At 72.4% G+C, this 18,056-nt stretch carries 13 protein-coding genes; 9 read left to right on the top strand and 4 right to left on the bottom strand.

Annotated elements, in window-relative coordinates:
• Positions 1 to 67: 67 nt before the first annotated feature.
• Both HUT18_RS06545 and HUT18_RS06550 read right to left on the bottom strand, forming a co-directional pair.
• Complete coding sequence (locus HUT18_RS06545) at positions 68 to 1,084, bottom strand: DMT family transporter (RefSeq protein ID WP_176098646.1); 1,017 nt, start codon at positions 1,082 to 1,084, stop codon at positions 68 to 70.
• 113 nt (positions 1,085 to 1,197) lie between these two features.
• A complete protein-coding gene (locus tag HUT18_RS06550; protein ID WP_176098648.1) occupies positions 1,198 to 1,959 on the bottom strand; it encodes a helix-turn-helix transcriptional regulator in 762 nt (253 codons plus the stop codon).
• Positions 1,960 to 1,995: 36 nt separating this feature from the next.
• On the opposite strand from HUT18_RS06550, the gene HUT18_RS33560 reads away from it, so the two are divergent.
• The 8 genes from HUT18_RS33560 to HUT18_RS06595 all read left to right on the top strand — a co-directional run bounded on the left by HUT18_RS33560 (position 1,996) and on the right by HUT18_RS06595 (position 11,668).
• Positions 1,996 to 2,265 (top strand): hypothetical protein, encoded by a 270-nt coding sequence (locus tag HUT18_RS33560; protein WP_254878454.1) that lies wholly within the window; start codon positions 1,996 to 1,998, stop codon positions 2,263 to 2,265.
• A gap of 224 nt (positions 2,266 to 2,489) precedes the next feature.
• Positions 2,490 to 3,527: a glutamine synthetase gene (gene glnII / locus HUT18_RS06560; protein ID WP_176098649.1), complete on the top strand. Its 1,038-nt coding sequence runs from the start codon at positions 2,490 to 2,492 to the stop codon at positions 3,525 to 3,527.
• Between the two features lie 1,373 nt (positions 3,528 to 4,900).
• A complete protein-coding gene (locus tag HUT18_RS06570) occupies positions 4,901 to 5,566 on the top strand; it encodes a winged helix-turn-helix domain-containing protein (protein WP_254878940.1) in 666 nt (221 codons plus the stop codon).
• Between the two features lie 198 nt (positions 5,567 to 5,764).
• Positions 5,765 to 6,754: an NAD-dependent epimerase/dehydratase family protein gene (locus HUT18_RS06575; RefSeq protein WP_176098651.1), complete on the top strand. Its 990-nt coding sequence runs from the start codon at positions 5,765 to 5,767 to the stop codon at positions 6,752 to 6,754.
• A 277-nt stretch (positions 6,755 to 7,031) separates the two neighbouring features.
• Positions 7,032 to 7,424 carry a nuclear transport factor 2 family protein gene (locus tag HUT18_RS06580; RefSeq protein WP_176098653.1) on the top strand — a complete coding sequence of 131 codons (393 nt, stop codon included), beginning with the start codon at positions 7,032 to 7,034 and terminating at the stop codon, positions 7,422 to 7,424.
• A gap of 235 nt (positions 7,425 to 7,659) precedes the next feature.
• Positions 7,660 to 8,931 carry a sensor histidine kinase gene (locus tag HUT18_RS06585; RefSeq protein ID WP_176098654.1) on the top strand — a complete coding sequence of 424 codons (1,272 nt, stop codon included), beginning with the start codon at positions 7,660 to 7,662 and terminating at the stop codon, positions 8,929 to 8,931.
• Positions 8,916 to 9,566, top strand: a complete 651-nt coding sequence (locus HUT18_RS06590; protein WP_176098656.1) for a response regulator transcription factor — start codon at positions 8,916 to 8,918, stop codon at positions 9,564 to 9,566. The genes HUT18_RS06585 and HUT18_RS06590 overlap by 16 nt, the downstream gene beginning before the upstream one ends.
• Positions 9,567 to 9,697: 131 nt before the next feature.
• Positions 9,698 to 11,668 (top strand): hypothetical protein, encoded by a 1,971-nt coding sequence (locus HUT18_RS06595; protein WP_176098658.1) that lies wholly within the window; start codon positions 9,698 to 9,700, stop codon positions 11,666 to 11,668.
• Between the two features lie 77 nt (positions 11,669 to 11,745).
• Here the strand turns inward: HUT18_RS06595 and HUT18_RS06600 are convergent, their stop codons facing one another.
• A complete protein-coding gene (locus HUT18_RS06600; protein WP_176098660.1) occupies positions 11,746 to 13,458 on the bottom strand; it encodes a glycoside hydrolase family 13 protein in 1,713 nt (570 codons plus the stop codon).
• A 376-nt stretch (positions 13,459 to 13,834) separates the two neighbouring features.
• Here HUT18_RS06600 and HUT18_RS06605 point away from each other — a divergent pair, with 376 nt between their 5' ends.
• A complete protein-coding gene (locus tag HUT18_RS06605) occupies positions 13,835 to 14,836 on the top strand; it encodes a phosphatase PAP2 family protein (protein WP_254878941.1) in 1,002 nt (333 codons plus the stop codon).
• Between the two features lie 112 nt (positions 14,837 to 14,948).
• Here the strand turns inward: HUT18_RS06605 and HUT18_RS06610 are convergent, their stop codons facing one another.
• Positions 14,949 to 17,939, bottom strand: a complete 2,991-nt coding sequence (locus tag HUT18_RS06610) for a bifunctional [glutamine synthetase] adenylyltransferase/[glutamine synthetase]-adenylyl-L-tyrosine phosphorylase (RefSeq protein WP_176098662.1) — start codon at positions 17,937 to 17,939, stop codon at positions 14,949 to 14,951.
• Between the last annotated feature and the right edge of the window lie 117 nt (positions 17,940 to 18,056).

An 18,056-nucleotide genomic window follows, 5' to 3' on the forward strand; every position in this document is an offset into this window, starting at 1 on the left:
GCGGGCGGGGCCGAGGGGACGAGCGTGGGGGCGGTCCGCCGAGGGGTGGGCGGCGGCTCCGGCGAGGTCAGGGGGCGTCCGCGCCCGCACGGTCCGTGCTGCTTGCGCTGTCGGTGTCAGTGCCGGTGCCGCTGCCGGTGCCGGTGTCACTGCCGCTGTCGCTGTCGCTGTCGGGGCGTTCCGTACGGGAGCGGGAGCGGGACACCGCCACGCCCGCCAGGCACAGAGCGCCGCCGAGGAGGGTTAGCCAGGCCGGTACCTCTTCCAGGAAGACCCAGCTGAGCAGTACGACGATGGCCGGGACGGCGTAGGTGGTCGCGCCCAGCTTTCCCGCGGGCGTGCGCGCGAGGGCGTAGCTCCAGGTGGTGAACGCGAGCGCGGTGGGGACCACGCCGAGGTACACCATGTTGAGGGTCGCGGAGGCCGGGGCCTCGGGCAGTTCCGTCGCCAGTTGTCCCGCGAAGGGCAGACAGGCCGCAGTGCCGACGAGACAACTGAACGCGGTGACCTGCAACGGGGTTCCGTAGGAGAGCGCGGGCTTCTGGGCGATCACGCCCGCCGCGTACGCCACCGCCGCGAGCAGGCAGAGCACCACGCCGAGCAGCGGGGTCCCGTCCGAGGAATCGGAGGACCCGGCGGACATCGACAGACCGACCACCACCGCGCCGCCGAAGGAGACGGCCATCCCCACGATCAGCCGGCGCGGCAGGGCCTCGCCGAGCAACCGGGCCGCGAGCAGTGCCATCAGGATCGGTCCGATGTTCACAAGCAGGGCCGCCGTGCCCGCGTCGACCAGGCGCTCGCCCCAGTTCAGGGCGACCATGTACCCGCCGAACCAGACCACGCCGGCTATTACGATCCCCCGCCACGCCTCGCGGGGCGGGAACCCCTCCCGCCGGACGAGCACCAGCACGACCAGCACCACGGAGGCGGCGGCCAGCCGTCCCAGCGCCAGCGCGCCGGGCGAGAAGGCGGATCCGGCGCTGCGGATCGAGACGAAGGCGGAGGCCCAGGAGAACACGGTGAAACACACCGCGCCGACCGTGAGCGCGGCGGGCGAGGAAGCCGTCAGGCGGGATCTCATGGCCGACACTCTAGGAGTGCTTCATTTCGGCGTCCACCGAAATATTAATCCGCCGAAACAGTGGCTCGTCCCTGCCGGATCGCACCAGGGCGCGAACTCCGCCGGAAATGCGATCACACACGTACAAAGCTCACGTCGACACCCAGGAGTTCCCCGAACGCCCGCTCACCAGCCTCGGTGACCAGCAGCCCCCGCCCTCCCTCGGCCGGACGTACGACCCACTCCAGCCGCAGGGCCTGCGCGCAGAGGCGGGCGCCCGCGAGACCGCCGAGGTGGCGGCGGCGTTCGGTCCAGTCCAGGCAGGAGCTGGCCACCGGTCGCCGACCGCGGCCGGCGAGGTCGACCCCGGCCCGCGCGAACCACTCCCGGCCCTGGTCCGTCAGCTCGAACACCCCGTCCGTACACAGGAGTTCACGTTCCTCCATGGCATCGGTCACCGCCATGCCGAGACGTCCGGCGAAGTGGTCGTAGCAGGTACGGGCGCGGGCCAGCGGGTCCGGCGCGGACACCACCGGAACGGTGTGCGCGGCGTCCCGGCCGGGGACGGCGTGCGCGGCGAGATCGTCGACGAGCCGCGCGGTCCGCGCGTCGGCGATACGGACGTAGCTGTGCCGCCCCTGCCGTTCGGTCACGCAGATGCCGGCGGCGAGCAGCTTCGCCAGGTGGCCGCTGACCGTGGACGCCGCGACGCCCGTGATCCGGGCCAGTTCCCCCGCCGTCCAGGCGCGGCCCTCGAGCAGCGCCATACAGATGGCCGCCCGGGTCTCGTCGGCCAGCGCCGCCGCCAGCGCGGCGAGGCGCGCGGCGGGAGCCGAGGATCCGTTCGCGGAGGGCTCGGCGGAGGCGGCATGACGAGAAGGCGGGGTGCTGGCCATGCCTCCAGAATGCCTCATCACTTCGTCGGCCACCGAATGATTCGGACGGTTCAGACCCCGAACCCGCCGTCGACATTGATCGCCGCCACCGGCCTGAAGGCGGGCAGCATCTACGCGGCCTTCGGTTCCAAGGCCGCGCTCTTCGACCAGGTCGTCGACCGCTATCAGCGCGCCGTGTCCGGCGCCTACGTCGACGACGCCACGGTCGCCGAGGGCATCGCGGTGGAGGCGGCGATGGGCGTGGGCCGGGCCGAGCTGCTCGACATGGTGGCCTTGCTCACGGCGCGGCTTCCCTGGGAGCGGTAGGCGGCTCCCCTCAACTCGCGCGCCCGCCAGGTACGTTCACGCCCGGGCACCGCAGGGCCGTGTAACGCACGGGACCCGGTGGAAGCACGGGTGAAATCTGCGGGAAACAATGCGTGGCTACCGTCACCGAAACCGTTAGCCGCAGGTGAGGGCCCACGCTGGAGCCTCGCGGCGCTGCCCCTGCGCTACCGCCGTAGCGCGTAAGAACCCGCAGGTGAGAGTCGATGACGTTCAAGGCCGAGTACATCTGGATCGACGGCACCGAGCCGACGGCGAAACTGCGCTCCAAGACGAAGATCCTCGCCGACGGTGCGAGCCGCACCGAGCTGCCGATCTGGGGCTTCGACGGCTCCAGCACCAACCAGGCCGAGGGGCACGCCTCCGACCGCGTGCTGAAGCCGGTCTTCGTCTGCCCGGACCCGATCCGCGGCGGCGACGACCTGCTCGTCCTGTGTGAGGTCCTCAACACGGACATGACCCCGCACTCCTCCAACACCCGTGCCGCGCTGGCCGAGGTCGAGGCCAGGTTCACCGCGCAGGAGCCGATCTTCGGCATCGAGCAGGAGTACACCTTCTTCGAGGGCGAGCGCCCGCTCGGCTTCCCGGTGGGCGGCTTCCCCGCCCCGCAGGGCGGCTACTACTGCGGTGTCGGCGCCGACGAGATCCACGGCCGTGACGTCGTCGAGGCACACCTGGAGAACTGCCTGAAGGCCGGTCTCGGCATCTCCGGCATCAACGCCGAGGTCATGCCCGGCCAGTGGGAGTTCCAGGTCGGCCCGCTGGCGCCGCTGGAGGTCTCGGACCAGCTGTGGATCGCCCGCTGGCTGCTGTACCGCACCGCCGAGGACTTCAAGGTCTCGGCCACCCTCGACCCGAAGCCGGTCAAGGGCGACTGGAACGGCGCGGGCGCGCACACCAACTTCTCCACCAAGGCGATGCGCGAAGGACCTGAGGGTTATGCCGCCATCATCACCGCCTGCGAGTCGCTCGGTGAGGGCTCCAAGCCGCTCGACCACGTCAAGAACTACGGCGCGGGCATCGACGACCGTCTGACCGGTCTGCACGAGACCGCCCCGTGGAACGAGTACAGCTACGGTGTCTCCGACCGCGGCGCCTCGGTCCGTATCCCGTGGCAGGTCGAGCAGGACGGCAAGGGCTACATCGAGGACCGCCGCCCGAACGCCAACGTCGACCCGTACGTGGTGACCCGCCTCCTGGTCGACACCTGCTGCGCCGCCCTGGAGAAGGCCGGCCAGGTCTGAGTCACGCGCTTCCCGCGCACACGCACACGGCTGCAAGGGCCCGAGCACGCTCGGGCCGAGGCGCCCGCCGGTTCTCCGGCGGGCGCCTCGCCGTTTCCCGGTACGCGAAGGGCTGGCGAAGGGCTACGTTCACGGGTCTGCGCTCGTGGGTACTCGTGCACGCTCGTAGATGCTCGTGCGCGCTCCTGGGCGCTCGTGGGTGCTCGTACGTCCGCGGGTGCTCGTACGCCCGCGGGTGCGCGTCCGTCCGTGTCCGGACTGCCCGACCACCCCGCCCGACAGCGACAGTTCCCATTCCGCCGACGCCCGTCAGCCGACCTCGCACCCGCCCCGCCGTGCATAGTTCCCGCCCCGCGACGGGGTGTTGACGGACGCCGGTCCCAGTGGTCGGCAACGTGAGATCGGCCACGCGAAGGTCGGGTCTCGGCCAGCACAGGGCCGTGCGGCGCGGGCGACGGGACCCTCGCCGGAAGTCGGTCCGGCCCCGTCCCGGCCGGGAATCGCGGGGCAACGCGGCTTCGGGACGGCCGCGTTCGGTGGGCGCGGGCGGCGATCGTACGGGCGGGCGCGGGCGACCCGGCCCGTATCACCTGCCGAGACCGTACGTGAGAACTCTGCTGCGATCACGTGTCGTCTGCTTCAATGGGGCCATGGCCAGATACCGAATCACCGCGACAGGTCACCAGGACCTCGAGCCGTTCTGGCCTTCCCGTCAGCACCACGACTTCGACCGGGTGTGTTGCCGCGCGACGAACGCGCGGGCCCTCTAAAACCGGTCACCGGCTGACAACCGGCACCCCGGCCTTCGGCCAGCGCGCACGAGCAATCCCCGCGAGTACATTTTCGCCTCGGCCCTTGGCCGGCGACCGTCCCGCCCCCGGCGGACCGGAAGTACTCGCAGAGTCGCCGAGTTCACGGAATCCCCCGGATCCCCCGATGTCCCGGATCCCCGGATTACGGAACCGACGCGCTACGGGCGCTCGCAGAGTCCCTCGCGACGTAGTCGGTTCCGGCGAACTCCCCGGTTTCTCAGGGCCCTTGGATCACCCGGGCCCACGGTCACCGAGGATTCCAGGGTTCCCGGGCTTTCGAGGTTCCGCAGTTCGACGGACTCCATGAACTCGACCGGCTCGACCACTCGACGAGTTCGACGCATCCGACGACTTCCGCGCGAAGAGAGCTGACCTCCCATGGCCCACACCCAAGCGTTCCCGACCGCCTCCGCCCACCGCACCGCGCCCGCACCGGCCCGGCACCGACTGCGTGCCGTGGACCGGGACGAGGTGGTCGACGTCTCCGAGTTCCTCCCGCCGGGCGCGACCTGGCTGCCCGCACCACCGCACACGCTGCCCACGCTGCCGGGCCGCCCGCCGATGGTCGGATACCTGGTCCTGGTGCCCGCCGACCAGGAACAGCGGCTGCTGCCCGCCCAGTTCGCGCAGGCGGCGGCAGCGGCCGTGAGCGCCCCCGCCGGTACCGTGCCCGACGGTGCCGCTCCCGTCGGCGCCGCCCCGGCCACGCGTACGACCGAGGGTGCACCGCACCGGCAGGCAGCGCGGACCGGGACCCCGCAGGCTCCCGCCCAGGCACCGAACTCCCCTGCCCAGCAAGGCCTTTCGGGCCTTCAAGGACTCCAGGGACTGAACGGCCTTCAGGCGCCGCAGGACGCTCAGGGCCTCCAGAACCTGCCGCCCTTCCACACCCCGCAGCACACCACTGCCGACGCAGGGCAGGCCGAACGTCGCGACACCGGGATCTACGTCGACCCGGTGCAGCGCACCGCGGCCGTGGACGGGGAGCAACTCGACCTCACCTACCTGGAGTTCGAGCTGCTCGCCCATCTGGTGGCCCACCCGCACCGGGTTCACACCCGGGACCAGTTGGTCACCACGGTCTGGGGCTACGGGCACGTGGGCGACGGCCGCACGGTCGACGTCCATGTCGCCCGGCTGCGCCGCAAGCTCGGCACCCGGCACCGTCAGCTGATCCAGACGGTGCGTCGCGTGGGCTACAAGTACGCGCCCTCATTGGGTCGTTGAGCACCGAAGGCCGGTGACCCGGCACAGGTCACCGGCCTTCGCGGGCGGTCCGCAAGCAGTCCTCGGGATCGTCGACGGCGGCCGGGGCGGGTGCCCGACAGCGGCTGGGGCGGGTACCCGAAAGCGGCCGGGGGCGAATCGTTCGCCTGGCGGCAGAATCGGCTTCCGTCCCGCACCGGGCCGGGGCACAGTCGCGGTATGAGACTTCTGATTCTGGGCGGTACGGAGTTCGTCGGGCGGGCGGTCACCGAGGCGGCGCTCGCCCGCGGCTGGGACGTGACGTGCTTCCACCGCGGACGCCACGAGGCCCCGGCCGGGGCGCGGGTCCTGCACGGCGACCGCACCGAGCCCCGCTCTCTCGCCGCGCTCGACGGGGGTGAGTGGGACGCGGTCGTGGACACCTGGTCCTCGGCACCGACCGCGGTGCGCGACGCGGCACGCGTACTGAAGGACCGCGTCAACCGCTATGTCTACGTGTCGAGTTGCTCGGTCTACGACTGGCCGCCGCTGGCCGACTACAACGAGGACACCCCTCTCGTGGACGGCTCCGCGGACGCGGACCACACCGCGTACGCCGAGGACAAGCGCGGCGGCGAACTGGCCGCGCTGCGCGAGTTCGGCGCCGAGCGGACCCTGTTCGTACGGTGCGGGCTCATCATCGGCCCCTGGGAGAACATCGGCCGCCTGCCGTACTGGCTGAACCGGATCGCGCGCGGGGGTGCGGTGCTCGCACCCGGCCCGTACGAGCTGCCGGTGCAGTACATCGACGTACGCGACCTCGCCGAGTGGACGCTGGACGCCACGGAGAAGGGGCTCGGCGGCCCGTACAACATGGTCGGTCCGCAGGGGTCCACCACCATCGGCGAGCTGCTCGACACCTGTGTGCGGGTGACCGGGTCGAGCGCCGAGCTGCGCTGGACGGATCCCGGAACCCTGCTCGATGCGGGCGTCGAGCCCTGGACGCAACTGCCGATCTGGATGCCGCCGGACACCGAACTGCACGACGCCGCCTTCCGCGCCGATGTCACGGCGGCTCTGGAGAGCGGCCTGCGGGTCCGTCCGGTCGCCGAAACAGTGGCCGACACCTGGCAGTGGCTGACCTCGATCGGAGGCGAGGCCCCGCAGCGGCCCGACCGCCCCCGGGTCGGGCTCACGCCGGAGCGCGAGCGGGAGGTGCTGGGGCTTTAGGCCCTGCCGCGCGCACTGGGCGAGCTCAACACCCTTCGTGTCAAAGGACGTTGACGCCATCGTGGCCCGCTCCCTCCCGAGGGAGCGGGCCATCGTCGCTCCGGCCCACCCGTCGCCCAACGCCACGACCCGGCTCTCGCGCACACCGCGCCGATCGGCCCCACCCGCCCGCGCCCACCCGTGTGACCAGACCCACACCACAGTCCCGTGGACGCCTCCCGCCACCCTCACTAATCTCCGGCACACCTAGTCAACTAATTGCATAGGAGGAGGGTCGATGCATCCCTTCCGTAAAGCGGTGGAGGCCCGGGACCTCGCGGCGATCGAGGCGTTGCTCGCCGAGGACGTGGTGTTCAGCAGTCCGGTCGCGCACAAGCCGTATCCGGGCAAGGCGATCACGGCGGCAATCCTGCGGGCGGTGATCCAGGTCTTCGAGAACTTCCGCTACGAACGGGAGATCGCCTCGCCCGACGGCCGGGACCACGCCTTCGTGTTCCGGGCCGAGGTGAACGGGCTCGAAGTGCACGGCTGCGACTTCCTGCACTTCGACGAGGAGGGCCGTATCGACGAGTTCACCGTGATGGTGCGGCCGCTCTCGGCGGCCAAGGCCCTGGCCGAGGCGATGGGTGCCCGGTTCGAGGAGATCCAGCGGGAGGCCGCGGGCCGGTGAGGAGCGGGTCCTCGCCGCACGCACCGACGCGGAGGGGATCCGGGCGCCGACCGACGCCGCCCGCCGGGGGTGGTGCCAGCACCACCCCTGGTCCGGGGGCCGGGCCCCGTGCCCGGCGGCCGGGGCGCGGGCGAGACTGTTACCGGTCCCCCTCGGGGGATGCGGCGGGACAGCGGGTCCCGTGGCCCGGCGGTGTACGGTCCGGCGGGCGGCACAGTGGACGGGGAGCGGTGCGATGGGACTGGGGCAGCGGCTGAGAGCGGCGGTGGTGGCCGCGCTGCGGGGGCTGGTGCTCGCCGTGGTGGCCCTCGCGGGGTCGATCGTGCTGTTCGTGCTGTCGGTGGTGTCGATCGTGCTGATCCCGCTGGGCGTGGGCGCGTTCACCACGCCCACGGTGGTGGCGGCGGTACGCGGCTTCGCCAACTGGCGGCGGCTGTGGGCGGCGCAGTGGTGCGGGGTGCGTATTCCGCAGCGGTACCGGCCCTTCCCCGAGGATCTGCGGCCCGGCGTGATCGGCCGCCTGGAGCAGTGCCGACTGCTCCTGAAAGACCCCGCGACCTGGCGCGAACTGCTGTGGCTGCCGGTCGACATGACGGCGGGCTTCCTCACCGCGCTGATCGCGGCCGCACTCGTTGTGTACCCGCTGGAGGGCTTCGCGCTCGGCGCGGGCCTGTGGCGGGCGTTCACCGACGGCACCCGGACGGGCTACTGGTACGGCTTCGTCCCGATCGACGGCCAGGCGAGCGGCTTCCAGGCCGCGGGGCTCGGCGCCGCCATCCTCGTACTCGGTGTGTTCACGGCACCGCTCGTCCTCAGGCTGCACTTCCGGCTCACCGGCGCCGTACTCGCCCCGGGCAACGGCGAACTCACCGAGCGGGTACGGGTGTTGACCGAGACGCGGCGGGACGCGGTGGACACCTCGGCGGCCGAACTGCGGCGCATCGAGCGGGATCTGCACGACGGCGCACAGGCCCGTCTGGTCTCCGTCGGCATGGACCTCGGCACCATCGCGGCGCTCATGGACCACGACCCGGCCAAGGCCAAGGAACTCCTCACCCAGGCGCGACAGTCCTCCGCCGAGGCGCTCACCGAACTGCGTGACCTGGTACGCGGCATCCATCCGCCGGTACTCGCCGAGCGCGGGCTCGGGGACGCGGTACGGGCCCTGGCCCTGCGGCTGCCGGTGGACACCGAGGTCACCGTCGACCTCGACGGCAGGGCTCCCGAACCGGTCGAGTCCGCCGCGTACTTCGCCATCAGCGAGGTGCTCACCAACGCCGTCAAACACGCCTCGGCCGAACGGATCTGGGTCGACATCCACCACGCGGCGGGCACCCTGCGGGCGTCCGTCACGGACAACGGCGGCGGAGGCGCGGTGGTCGGGGCGGGGTCCGGGCTGTCGGGAGTGGAGCGCAGGCTCGGTACATTCGACGGCGTACTCGCCGTCAGCTCCCCGCCCGGCGGCCCGACCATGGTGACGATGGAGATCCCTTGCGCGTTGTCCTAGCCGAAGATCTCTTCCTGCTGCGCGACGGACTCGTCCGGATGCTGGAGGCGTTCGGGTTCGAGATCGCGGCGGCGGTCGAGTCCGGCCCCGAACTCACCCGCGCCCTCAAGGAGTTGACCCCCGACATCGCCGTGGTGGACGTACGGCTGCCGCCCTCGCACACCGACGAGGGCCTGCAGTGCGCGCTCGCCGCCCGGCGGGAACGGCCGGGGCTGCCCGTGCTCGTCCTGTCCCAGCACGTGGAGCAGCTCTACGCACGCGAACTGCTCGCGGACGGCAACGGCGCGGTGGGCTATCTCCTCAAGGACCGGGTCTTCGACGCCGAACAGTTCATCGACGCGGTACGGCGGGTGGCGGCGGGCGGCACCGCGATGGATCCGCAGGTCATCTCCCAGCTCCTGGCACGCAGTTCGGCACAGCAGCCGCTCGGCGGGCTCACCCCGCGCGAGCTGGAGGTACTGGAACTGATGGCCGAGGGCCGCTCCAACGCGGCGATCGCCGCCCAACTCGTCGTCACCGAACGGGCGATCGCCAAACACACGTCCAACATCTTCGCCAAACTCGGCCTGCCGGTCTCCGACGACGACAACCGCCGCGTGCTCGCGGTGCTCGCGTTCCTCGACCAGCAGCGCTGAACTGTGCTTTTAGCAACGGGAGTTGGGCACCACCCGGCCCAATGCGCCCGTGCGCACGTCGAGTTGGCCCGTACTTTGCCCCCGCACCGCTGGCAAGGTGACCATCCGACGATTCGCTCGTTCTGCTGAACGTGCAGTCTCAGGAAGCCCCCTCAGCCACGCCCGCGTCCGTATCGGCACACCCCGTCGACGCGGAGCAGGCCGCGGCCGCCCTCGTCGAGCACTACCCACGGCTCGCCCGGCTCGCCTATCTCGTACTGCCGCCCGGGCTCGGGCGGGGCCGCCGGGTCCGGCTCGCCCACGGACTTCTTCAGCGTGCGCTGCCACGGGTGCGGGGCAGAGGCACCGCGGAACGGTCCCCGCTGCCCGGGCCGCGCCCCGCCCCCACGGCCGCCTCGGGACCGGTGAGCGACCCCGGCTACGCGTACATACGGCTGCGGGTACTGCACCAGGCCCTGGCCGCGTCGGCGCCGCGCCACCGGCTGCGGCCGCCCCGGCGGGCCCAACTCCCGCCGCTGCTCCCGCTGGTGTGGGGCCTCCGGCTGTTCCCACGGGTCGCCGGGCACGACGAACTCGCCCTGGACCAGCAGCTCGCACAGCTGTCCGGGCCCGCGCGCGCCGCGTTCGTACTGCGCGGCCTCGAACGCCTCACCGAGGCGCAGACCGGCGCGTTGCTCACCGAGGCGGGGGTCACCCAGCCGTACCGGGCGATGGCCGAGGCCGCCCGGGTCACGGTGCCGGGGGTGCGCGGGCCGCAGGCCCTGCTCGGCTCCCCCGGCTTCGATCCCTGTTCGCTCCAGGCCCGGCCGACCGACGTGCTCAGGCGTCGCCAGCACCTGCGGGCCGCGCTCGCCGCCGCCCTGGCCCTGCTCGTCTGCGGCGCCCTGCTCGGGCTACCCGGCGACGGCTGGCGCCCCGGCGGGACGGCCCCGTACGACCGCAATCCCGCCACCGAGGCCGCCCTTGACCCGGCGCGGCTCCAGCGGGCCGCCCCCGACGCCTGGCGCGGGGCCACCCGGCAGGGCTTCGCAGCCTGGCCGGTACGCGGTGAACTCGCCCACGACCGGGTCCTGTTGGGCCGCGCCCTGGCCGCCTGGGCCCGGCCGGGTCCGACGGTGAAGGTCTCGGCCGCCCTCGGCACCCCCACCGGCGGTCCGCCGGGGCCGCCCCGGCTGCTGTTCGCGGGCCGGATCGACCTGGCCCGCGTCGTGGTGCTGTACGACGGCCTGCGGGTGGTGCGCTACGCCGAACCCTCCACCGGCGAAGGCCCGGCCGCCCTCGACTTCGCCCGGGTCGACGGCGCCGTCGACGCGGAGGCCGGAGCGGTGGTGGTGAGCCGCCGGCGGGGCGCGGTGCGCTATCTCACGGCGCCGTGGGCGGATCGCGTACGGGTACGGGACCTGCGTCGGCCCGCGACGCAACCGCGCCCGGTGCCGCGCGCGGCGGACGGGGTGACGGACCCGGTCACCGCGCCCGGCCGCTCCCGCGACTGCCGCTCCTGGAACGCCCTGGAACTGCGGGACACCGCCTCCGGCCACGACCGCCTGCTGACCGACCTCGGCGAACTGGTCCCCGCGCATCTCACCTACGGCACCCCCGCGAAACCCCGCGAGGCGACCGGCCGCGCCGCTCTCAACTCCTGGGCACCCACCGCCTGTTCACTGTCCGAAGTGCGGGCGCACGGGGTGCGTTCGGTCAACTCCTGGCGGTACGCGGAGCAGCCGTTGCCGGAGGCGGGCGGCACCGCGCAGTGGCTGTGCACCCGCGCCGAGACCTGGCGCGGTGCGGGCAGCCGTGTCTTCGCCCGCTTCCGCGAGGCCGGGCGGCCCGGTTCGGGGGCGGTCACCGCGAAGTCCGAGGGCTCCCCCGCCTGCGGGCCGAGGCAGCCGCACGTCCTGGCGGGCGTGCTGTGGAAATCCGGCGCGGGCACCTGGTACCTGCTCGCGGCGGGCAGCGAGGACGTGGCCTCGGTGGCGGCACGCGGTGGCGCCGAGGGCAGTACGCAGGGCAACCTCCTCGCCCTGCCCGCCAGCCGGGACGAACGCACCGCCCGTATCAGCGGCCGTCTCACGGACGGCAGCGAGGTGCCGTCGCTGAGGTGAGCCGGGAGGCATCAACTCCTCGCACATACAGAGGAGTTGATGCCTCCCCGCCACTCGACCACTCGACCACCCGGCACTCAGACCTCGGTCCACCACACCGTCGTATCACCCGGCAGTTCCGCGTACCCGTCGGTGACCGTGATCTCGCCGCCGTCGCTGCTGAGCAGGACCTTGCCCTCGGCCGGTACGCGCACCGGCGTTCCGGAGGTGTTGGCCGTACACGCGAAGGCACCGCCGTGCGCCGCGAGGCGACGGAAGGCGAGCACGCCCTCGGGGCTCTCCAGCCACTGCACCGAGTCCCCCGCGCCGAGCGCCGGATGCTCCCTGCGGAGCCCGAGCGCGGTCCGGTACAGCTCCAGGGTCGAGTCCGGGTCGCCGGTCTGCGCCTGCACGCTCAGCTTGCCCCAGTCGGCGGGCTGCGGGAGCCAGCCCGCCCCGGCACCGAACCCGTGCGAGGGGCCGTCCACGCTCCACGGAATGGGTACCCGGCAGCCGTCGCGGAAGCCCTCCTGCCCCGTGGCGCGGAAGAAGGAGGGGTCCTGGCGCACCTCGTCGGGCAGGTCGACCACGTCCGGCAGACCCAGTTCCTCACCCTGGTAGAGGTATGCGGAGCCGGGCAGCGCCAGCATCAGCACCGTCGCCGCGCGGGCCCGGCGCAGACCGAGCTCGACATCGCCCTCGCTCCTCAACTGCACGCCCAGACCTGGCGGGTTGGCGTAGCGGGTGGTGTGCCGGGTCACGTCGTGGTTGGACAGCACCCAGGTGGTGGTGGCACCGACCGGGCGCATCGAGTCCAGGGACAGATCGATGATCTCGCGCAGCTCCGCCGCGTCCCAATACGTCGTCAGGTACTGGAAGTTGAAGGCCTGGTGCATCTCGTCGGGGCGTACGTACAGGGCGGTGCGCTCGACGGAGGGCGTCCAGGCCTCGGCGACCATGATGCGCTCGCCGGAGGGGGCACCGGGACCGGCGCCGGGGGCGTGCGCGTACTCGTCGAGGATCTTGCGCCAGTCCCGGTAGACCTCGTGCACACCGTCCTGGTCGAAGAAGGGCATCGGCTTGTTGCCGAGCATCGAGACCTGGTTGGTGCTGCCCACGTCCGGCAGCCCGTGCGCCTTGACCAGGCCGTGCGCCACGTCGACACGGAAGCCGTCCACGCCGATGTCCAGCCAGAACCGGAGCACGGTACGGAACTCGTCGCGTACGGCGCGGTGTTCCCAGTTGAAGTCGGGCTGCTCGGCGGCGAACAGATGCAGGTACCACTGCCCGTCGGGCACCCGGGTCCAGGCGGGGCCGCCGAACACCGACTCCCAGTCGTTGGGCGGCAGTTCGCCGTGCCGTCCGCGTCCGTCGCGGAACCAGTAGCGCTCCCGCATGGGCGAGCCCGGCCCCTCCTGAAGGGCCCGCCGGAACCAGTCGTGCTTGTCGGAGGAGTGGTTGGGCACCAGGTCGACGATGACGCGCAGGCCGAGCTCGTGGGCCCGGCGTACCAGGGCCTCGGCGTCGCGCAGGCTGCCGAACATGGGGTCGACGGCGCGGTAGTCGGCCACGTCGTATCCGGCGTCCGCCTGCGGGGAGGCGTAGAAGGGGCTGAGCCAGACCGCGTCCACGCCCAGGTCGCGCAGGTGGGTCAGCCGGTAACGGATGCCTTCGAGGTCGCCCATGCCGTCGGCGTTGCTGTCGGCGAAGGAGCGCGGATACACCTGGTAGATCACCGCGTCCCGCCACCAGCCGTGACGGTGAGCGGCGCTGGGAACGGACTGCGAGCGGTCGGCTGCATGCTTGCTCATGACGTCCTTGATGACTCAGGGCGGTCAATACGGCATTGCGCGGATTGCGGGCGGGCCTGGGCCGGACCCGCCGGCGGCCGTCGCTCTGCTCCGGCACGGGCGGACCGGCCTTCTTTCAGCCCAAGCATGCCGTCACGGCCACGTCCTCACCACCGGGCACCGGGTCACCCGCCGGTCATCCGTGCGAGCCCCCGCGCGCCCCCCGTGTGACCTGGGCTGTCTCGCCGGTCCGCGCCCGCTCGTCCAGGAGGTGGAGGTATTCGGACCAAACCCGACCAAGGGAGGATCAGTCCATGACGCGGTTTCTGGCACACTTTGTCCCGTGGGTGTGAAGAGCGTGAACACGCTGCGAGGTCAGGGAGCCACCGCCTCACCCATCGCGGAGAGCGAGAGCCGCACCGGGAGAGACGGCACGGCTCTGTACGGCCTGCTGCGCCGGGCGCGTACGCCGCGTGCGCCGCGCCTGTGGTTCGAGGTCCTGTTGATCGGCCTCAGTTACTGGACGTATTCGCTCATCCGCAACGCGGTGCCGGAGCGGCGTCGGCAGGCACTCGACAACGCCGACTGGCTCTGGCGCCTCGAACAGAACGTGGGCACCGGCTTCGAGCACGCTCTGAACCGGGCGGCCGACTCGGTGACCTGGCTGATCGTCGGGATGAACTACTACTACGCCACCCTGCACTTCGTGGTCACTCTCGGTGTACTTGTCTGGCTCTACCGCCGCCATCCCGGCCGCTACACCGCGACCCGTCTGGTACTCCTCCTGACCACCGTCGTGGCCCTGGCCGGTTACTACCTGTATCCGCTCGCACCACCCCGGTTGCTGCCGGGCGAGGGCTTCGTCGACACCGTGCTCACCCACCACACCTGGGGTTCGATGGCCTCGGGCGACCTGAAGACGGTCTCGAACCAGTACGCCGCCATGCCGTCCATGCACATCGGCTGGTCGCTGTGGTGCGGCCTGACGATCTTCGCCCTGGCCCGCCTCCCCTGGGCCCGGCTGCTCGGCCTGCTCTACCCCGTGGCCACCCTGATCGTCATCGTGGCCACCGCCAACCACTTCTGGCTGGACGCGGTCGGCGGCATCCTCTGCCTGGCCTTCGGCTTCATCGTGGTCCGGCTCTGGTACGGGGCGCTGCCGTACGCGCTGCCGCGTCGGCTGGGGCTGGGGCACCGGACTCCGAAGGAGACGGGAACGCGGGCGGTGGCTCCAGGAGCGGCACAGGCCGCTACGGGCCGCGCCCGGAGTGGTGGTCACGGCCAGGCGCAGGGCCGTGGCCACGGCCAGAGCCACGGCCAGATCGTCGCGCGGGGCACCGCCGCGCCGCCGCACGGGCCGGAGGACGCCGAGCCGGTCGGGGAGATTCAGCGGGAGTGATCCCGTACGGGCGACAGGGGAAGGGATCCCGCACGGGCGAGCGGGGCGGGCCGCCAAGAAGCGTGAGCGGCGCACGCGCCCTGCGAGCGCCGCTCGCGCCCCGTAGCAGCGCTCACGCTCCGTAGAAGCGCTCCTCGACCACCGCGCGCGCCCGGCGGGTGATCCTGCGGTAGTCGTCGAGGAGGTCGCCGACGTGGCCGGGGCCGTAGCCGAAGTAGCGGCCCACGGCGGCGAGCTCCCGGCTCTCGGAGGGGAAGGTGTCGCCCGCCCTGCCGCGTACCAGCATGACCGCGTTGCGCACCCGGGCCGCGAGGACCCACGCGTCGTCGAGGGTCTCGGCCTCCTCGGTGTCGAGGAGACCGGCGGCGTGGGCTGCGTGCAGAGCCTCACGGGTGCGGGTGGTGCGCAGGCCGGGCTCCTCCCAGGCGTGCTGGAGCTGGAGCAGCTGGACCGTCCACTCGACGTCGGACAGGCCGCCGCGGCCGAGTTTGGTGTGCAGGGTCGGGTCCGCGCCGCGAGGGAGCCGCTCGGACTCCATCCGCGCCTTGAGCCGCCGGATCTCGCGCACCGCCTCGTCGCCGAGACCTTCCATCGGATAGCGCAGCGGATCGATCAAGTCGATGAAACGGGCGCCGAGTTCACGGTCCCCGGCGACCACCTCGGCGCGCAGCAGCGCCTGCGCCTCCCAGACGAGCGACCAGCGCCGGTAGTACGCCGCGTAGGAGGCGACCGTACGGACCAGCGGGCCGGTCCTGCCCTCCGGGCGCAGGTCCGCGTCGATCAGCAACGGCGGGTCGGAGCTGGGCAGTTGGAGCAGGCGGCGCATCTCGGCGACGACCTGGTTGGCGGCCTTCGCGGCCTCCTGTTCGTCCACGCCCTCACGCGGCTGGTGCACGAACAGGACGTCCGCGTCGGAGCCGTAACCGAGTTCGTGACCGCCGAAGCGGCCCATGCCGATCACCGCGAACCGGGTCGGCAGGGTGTCGCCCCAGCCCTCGCGGACGACGGCGCGCAGCGTCCCGGCGAGGGTGGCGGCGGTGATGTCGCTGACGGCGCCGCCGATCCGGTCCATCAGGGCGCCGGAGTCCACCTCGGCCGGGCTCTCCTCGGTGCCGTAGGAGGCGACGATGTCCGCCGCGGTGATCCGGAAGAGTTCGCGCCGCCGGACGGCGCGGGCGGCGGCCACGCCCTGTTCGGCGCCGTCGGCGCGGCCGACGGCGGCGAGCACCTCCTGCTCCAGCTGGGGGCGTTCACGCAGTTCGAGGCCGTCCGCGCCGAGCAGCGACACCGCCTCGGGTGCCCGCATGAGCAGGTCGGGGGCGAGGCGGCCTGCGGAGAGCACCCGGGCGAGGTTCTCCGCGACCGCGCCCTCGTCCCGCAGCAGCCGCAGGTACCAGGGCGAGGTGCCGAGCGCGTCGGAGACCTTGCGGAAGCCGAGCAGTCCCGCGTCGGGGTCGGCGGAGTCCGCGAACCAGCCGAGCAGTACCGGCAGCAGGGTGCGCTGGATGGCGGCCTTGCGGGTGACGCCCGAGGCCAGCGCCTCCAGGTGCCTGAGCGCGGCGGCGGGGTCCGCGTAGCCGAGCGCGACCAGCCGTTCGCGGGCCGCCTCCGTACTCAACCGGGCCTCGACCGGGGCGAGTTGGGCGACGGCATCGAGCAGCGGACGGTAGAAGAGCTTCTCGTGCAGACGCCGTACGACGGTGGTGTGCCGCCGCCAGGCGCGGTGCAGATCGGTGATCGGCTCGGTGCGCATACCGAGCGAGCGCCCGATCCGCCGGAGGTCCGCGTCGTCCTCGGGTACCAGGTGCGTACGCCGCAACCGGTAGAGCTGGATGCGGTGTTCGAGCGAGCGCAGGAATCGGTAGGCGTCGTCGAGCTGGGTGGCGTCCACGCGTCCGACGTAGCCGCCCGCGGCGAGTGCGTTCAGGGCGTCGAGCGTGGTGCCGCTGCGCAGGGAGGCGTCGGTGCGTCCGTGCACCAACTGCAGGAGCTGTACGGCGAATTCGACGTCCCGCAGCCCGCCGGGGCCGAGCTTGAGCTGCCGGTCGAGCTCGGCGGCCGGGATGTTGTCGACGACCCGGCGGCGCATCTTCTGTACGTCGGCGACGAAGTTCTCCCGCTCGGCCGCCTGCCAGACCAGCGGGGCGAGGGCGGCCACGTACTCCTGCCCGAGCGGCAGATCACCGGCCACCGGGCGGGCCTTGAGCAGCGCCTGGAACTCCCAAGTCTTGGCCCAGCGCTGGTAGTACGCGAGATGGCTGCTGAGGGTGCGCACCAGCGGCCCGTTGCGCCCCTCGGGCCGGAGGTTGGCGTCGACGGGCCAGATGCTGCCCTCGACCGTGGTCTCGGAGCAGATCCGCATCAGGTGCGAGGCGAGCCGGGTGGCCGCCTGCAGGGCCTTGCCCTCGTCGGCGCCGTCGGCCGCCTCCGCCACGAAGATCACATCGACGTCGGAGACGTAGTTCAGCTCGTGGCCACCGCACTTGCCCATCGCGATCACGGCGAGGCGGCACACGCGGGCGTCCTCGGGCGCCGCGGTGGCGGCCATCGCGAGGGCGGCGCGCAGGGTCGCGGTGGCGAGGTCGGCCAGTTCGGCGGCGGTCTCGTCGATCCGCGTCGTACCGCAGACGTCGCGGGCGGCGATCGACAGCAGACACCGGCGGTAGGCGACGCGCAGCGAGACCGGGTCGTACGCCTCGGCGAGCCCCTGCTCGAACTCCTCGACGCCCGGGTGCAGATCGTGCGGCTCGTAGGTGACCAGGGCCCGCCAGTCCCCCGGGTGCCGGGCCAGGTGGTCGGCGAGGGCCTCGGAGGCGCCCATCACCCCGAGCAGCCGGTCGCGCAGCGGCTTGGCCGCGATGAGGGTGTCGAGCAGTTCACGGCGCTCGGGATCGGTCGGCTGCGCCTCGACGAGCCGGACCAGACCGGCCAGCGCCAGATCCGGGTCGGCGGCCTGCCCGAGCGCGTCGAGCAGCACCGGGTCGGAACGCACCGGCTCCAGTGCCTCGTCCGCGAGCAGCCGCTCGGACGCCGAGGGATCGGTGAACCCGTGCCGCAACAGCCGGGTGAACAGACTGCTGCGACGGCCTTGCGGCACCGACATCCCTGGGCCTCCTGCTCGGGCATCCGTTGCTGGGACGAGCTTAGCCGCGCAGGTGGGAGGTGGCGCGGGGTGCTGGGGGCGGACGGGGAACCGGCCACTCCCCGCCAACCGGACGAG

Source organism: Streptomyces sp. NA04227 (genome assembly GCF_013364195.1).
Taxonomy (GTDB): domain Bacteria; phylum Actinomycetota; class Actinomycetes; order Streptomycetales; family Streptomycetaceae; genus Streptomyces.

Bases quoted from the DNA above. Each gene is read 5' to 3' on its own strand.
- HUT18_RS06545 (WP_176098646.1), bottom strand. From the start codon at position 1,084: ATGAGATCCCGCCTGACGGCTTCCTCGCCCGCCGCGCTCACGGTCGGC.
- HUT18_RS06550 (WP_176098648.1), bottom strand. From the start codon at position 1,959: ATGGCCAGCACCCCGCCTTCTCGTCATGCCGCCTCCGCCGAGCCCTCC.
- HUT18_RS33560 (WP_254878454.1), top strand. From the start codon at position 1,996: ATGATTCGGACGGTTCAGACCCCGAACCCGCCGTCGACATTGATCGCC.
- glnII (WP_176098649.1), top strand. From the start codon at position 2,490: ATGACGTTCAAGGCCGAGTACATCTGGATCGACGGCACCGAGCCGACG.
- HUT18_RS06570 (WP_254878940.1), top strand. From the start codon at position 4,901: ATGGTCGGATACCTGGTCCTGGTGCCCGCCGACCAGGAACAGCGGCTG.
- HUT18_RS06575 (WP_176098651.1), top strand. From the start codon at position 5,765: ATGAGACTTCTGATTCTGGGCGGTACGGAGTTCGTCGGGCGGGCGGTC.
- HUT18_RS06580 (WP_176098653.1), top strand. From the start codon at position 7,032: ATGCATCCCTTCCGTAAAGCGGTGGAGGCCCGGGACCTCGCGGCGATC.
- HUT18_RS06585 (WP_176098654.1), top strand. From the start codon at position 7,660: ATGGGACTGGGGCAGCGGCTGAGAGCGGCGGTGGTGGCCGCGCTGCGG.
- HUT18_RS06600 (WP_176098660.1), bottom strand. From the start codon at position 13,458: ATGAGCAAGCATGCAGCCGACCGCTCGCAGTCCGTTCCCAGCGCCGCT.
- HUT18_RS06610 (WP_176098662.1), bottom strand. From the start codon at position 17,939: ATGTCGGTGCCGCAAGGCCGTCGCAGCAGTCTGTTCACCCGGCTGTTG.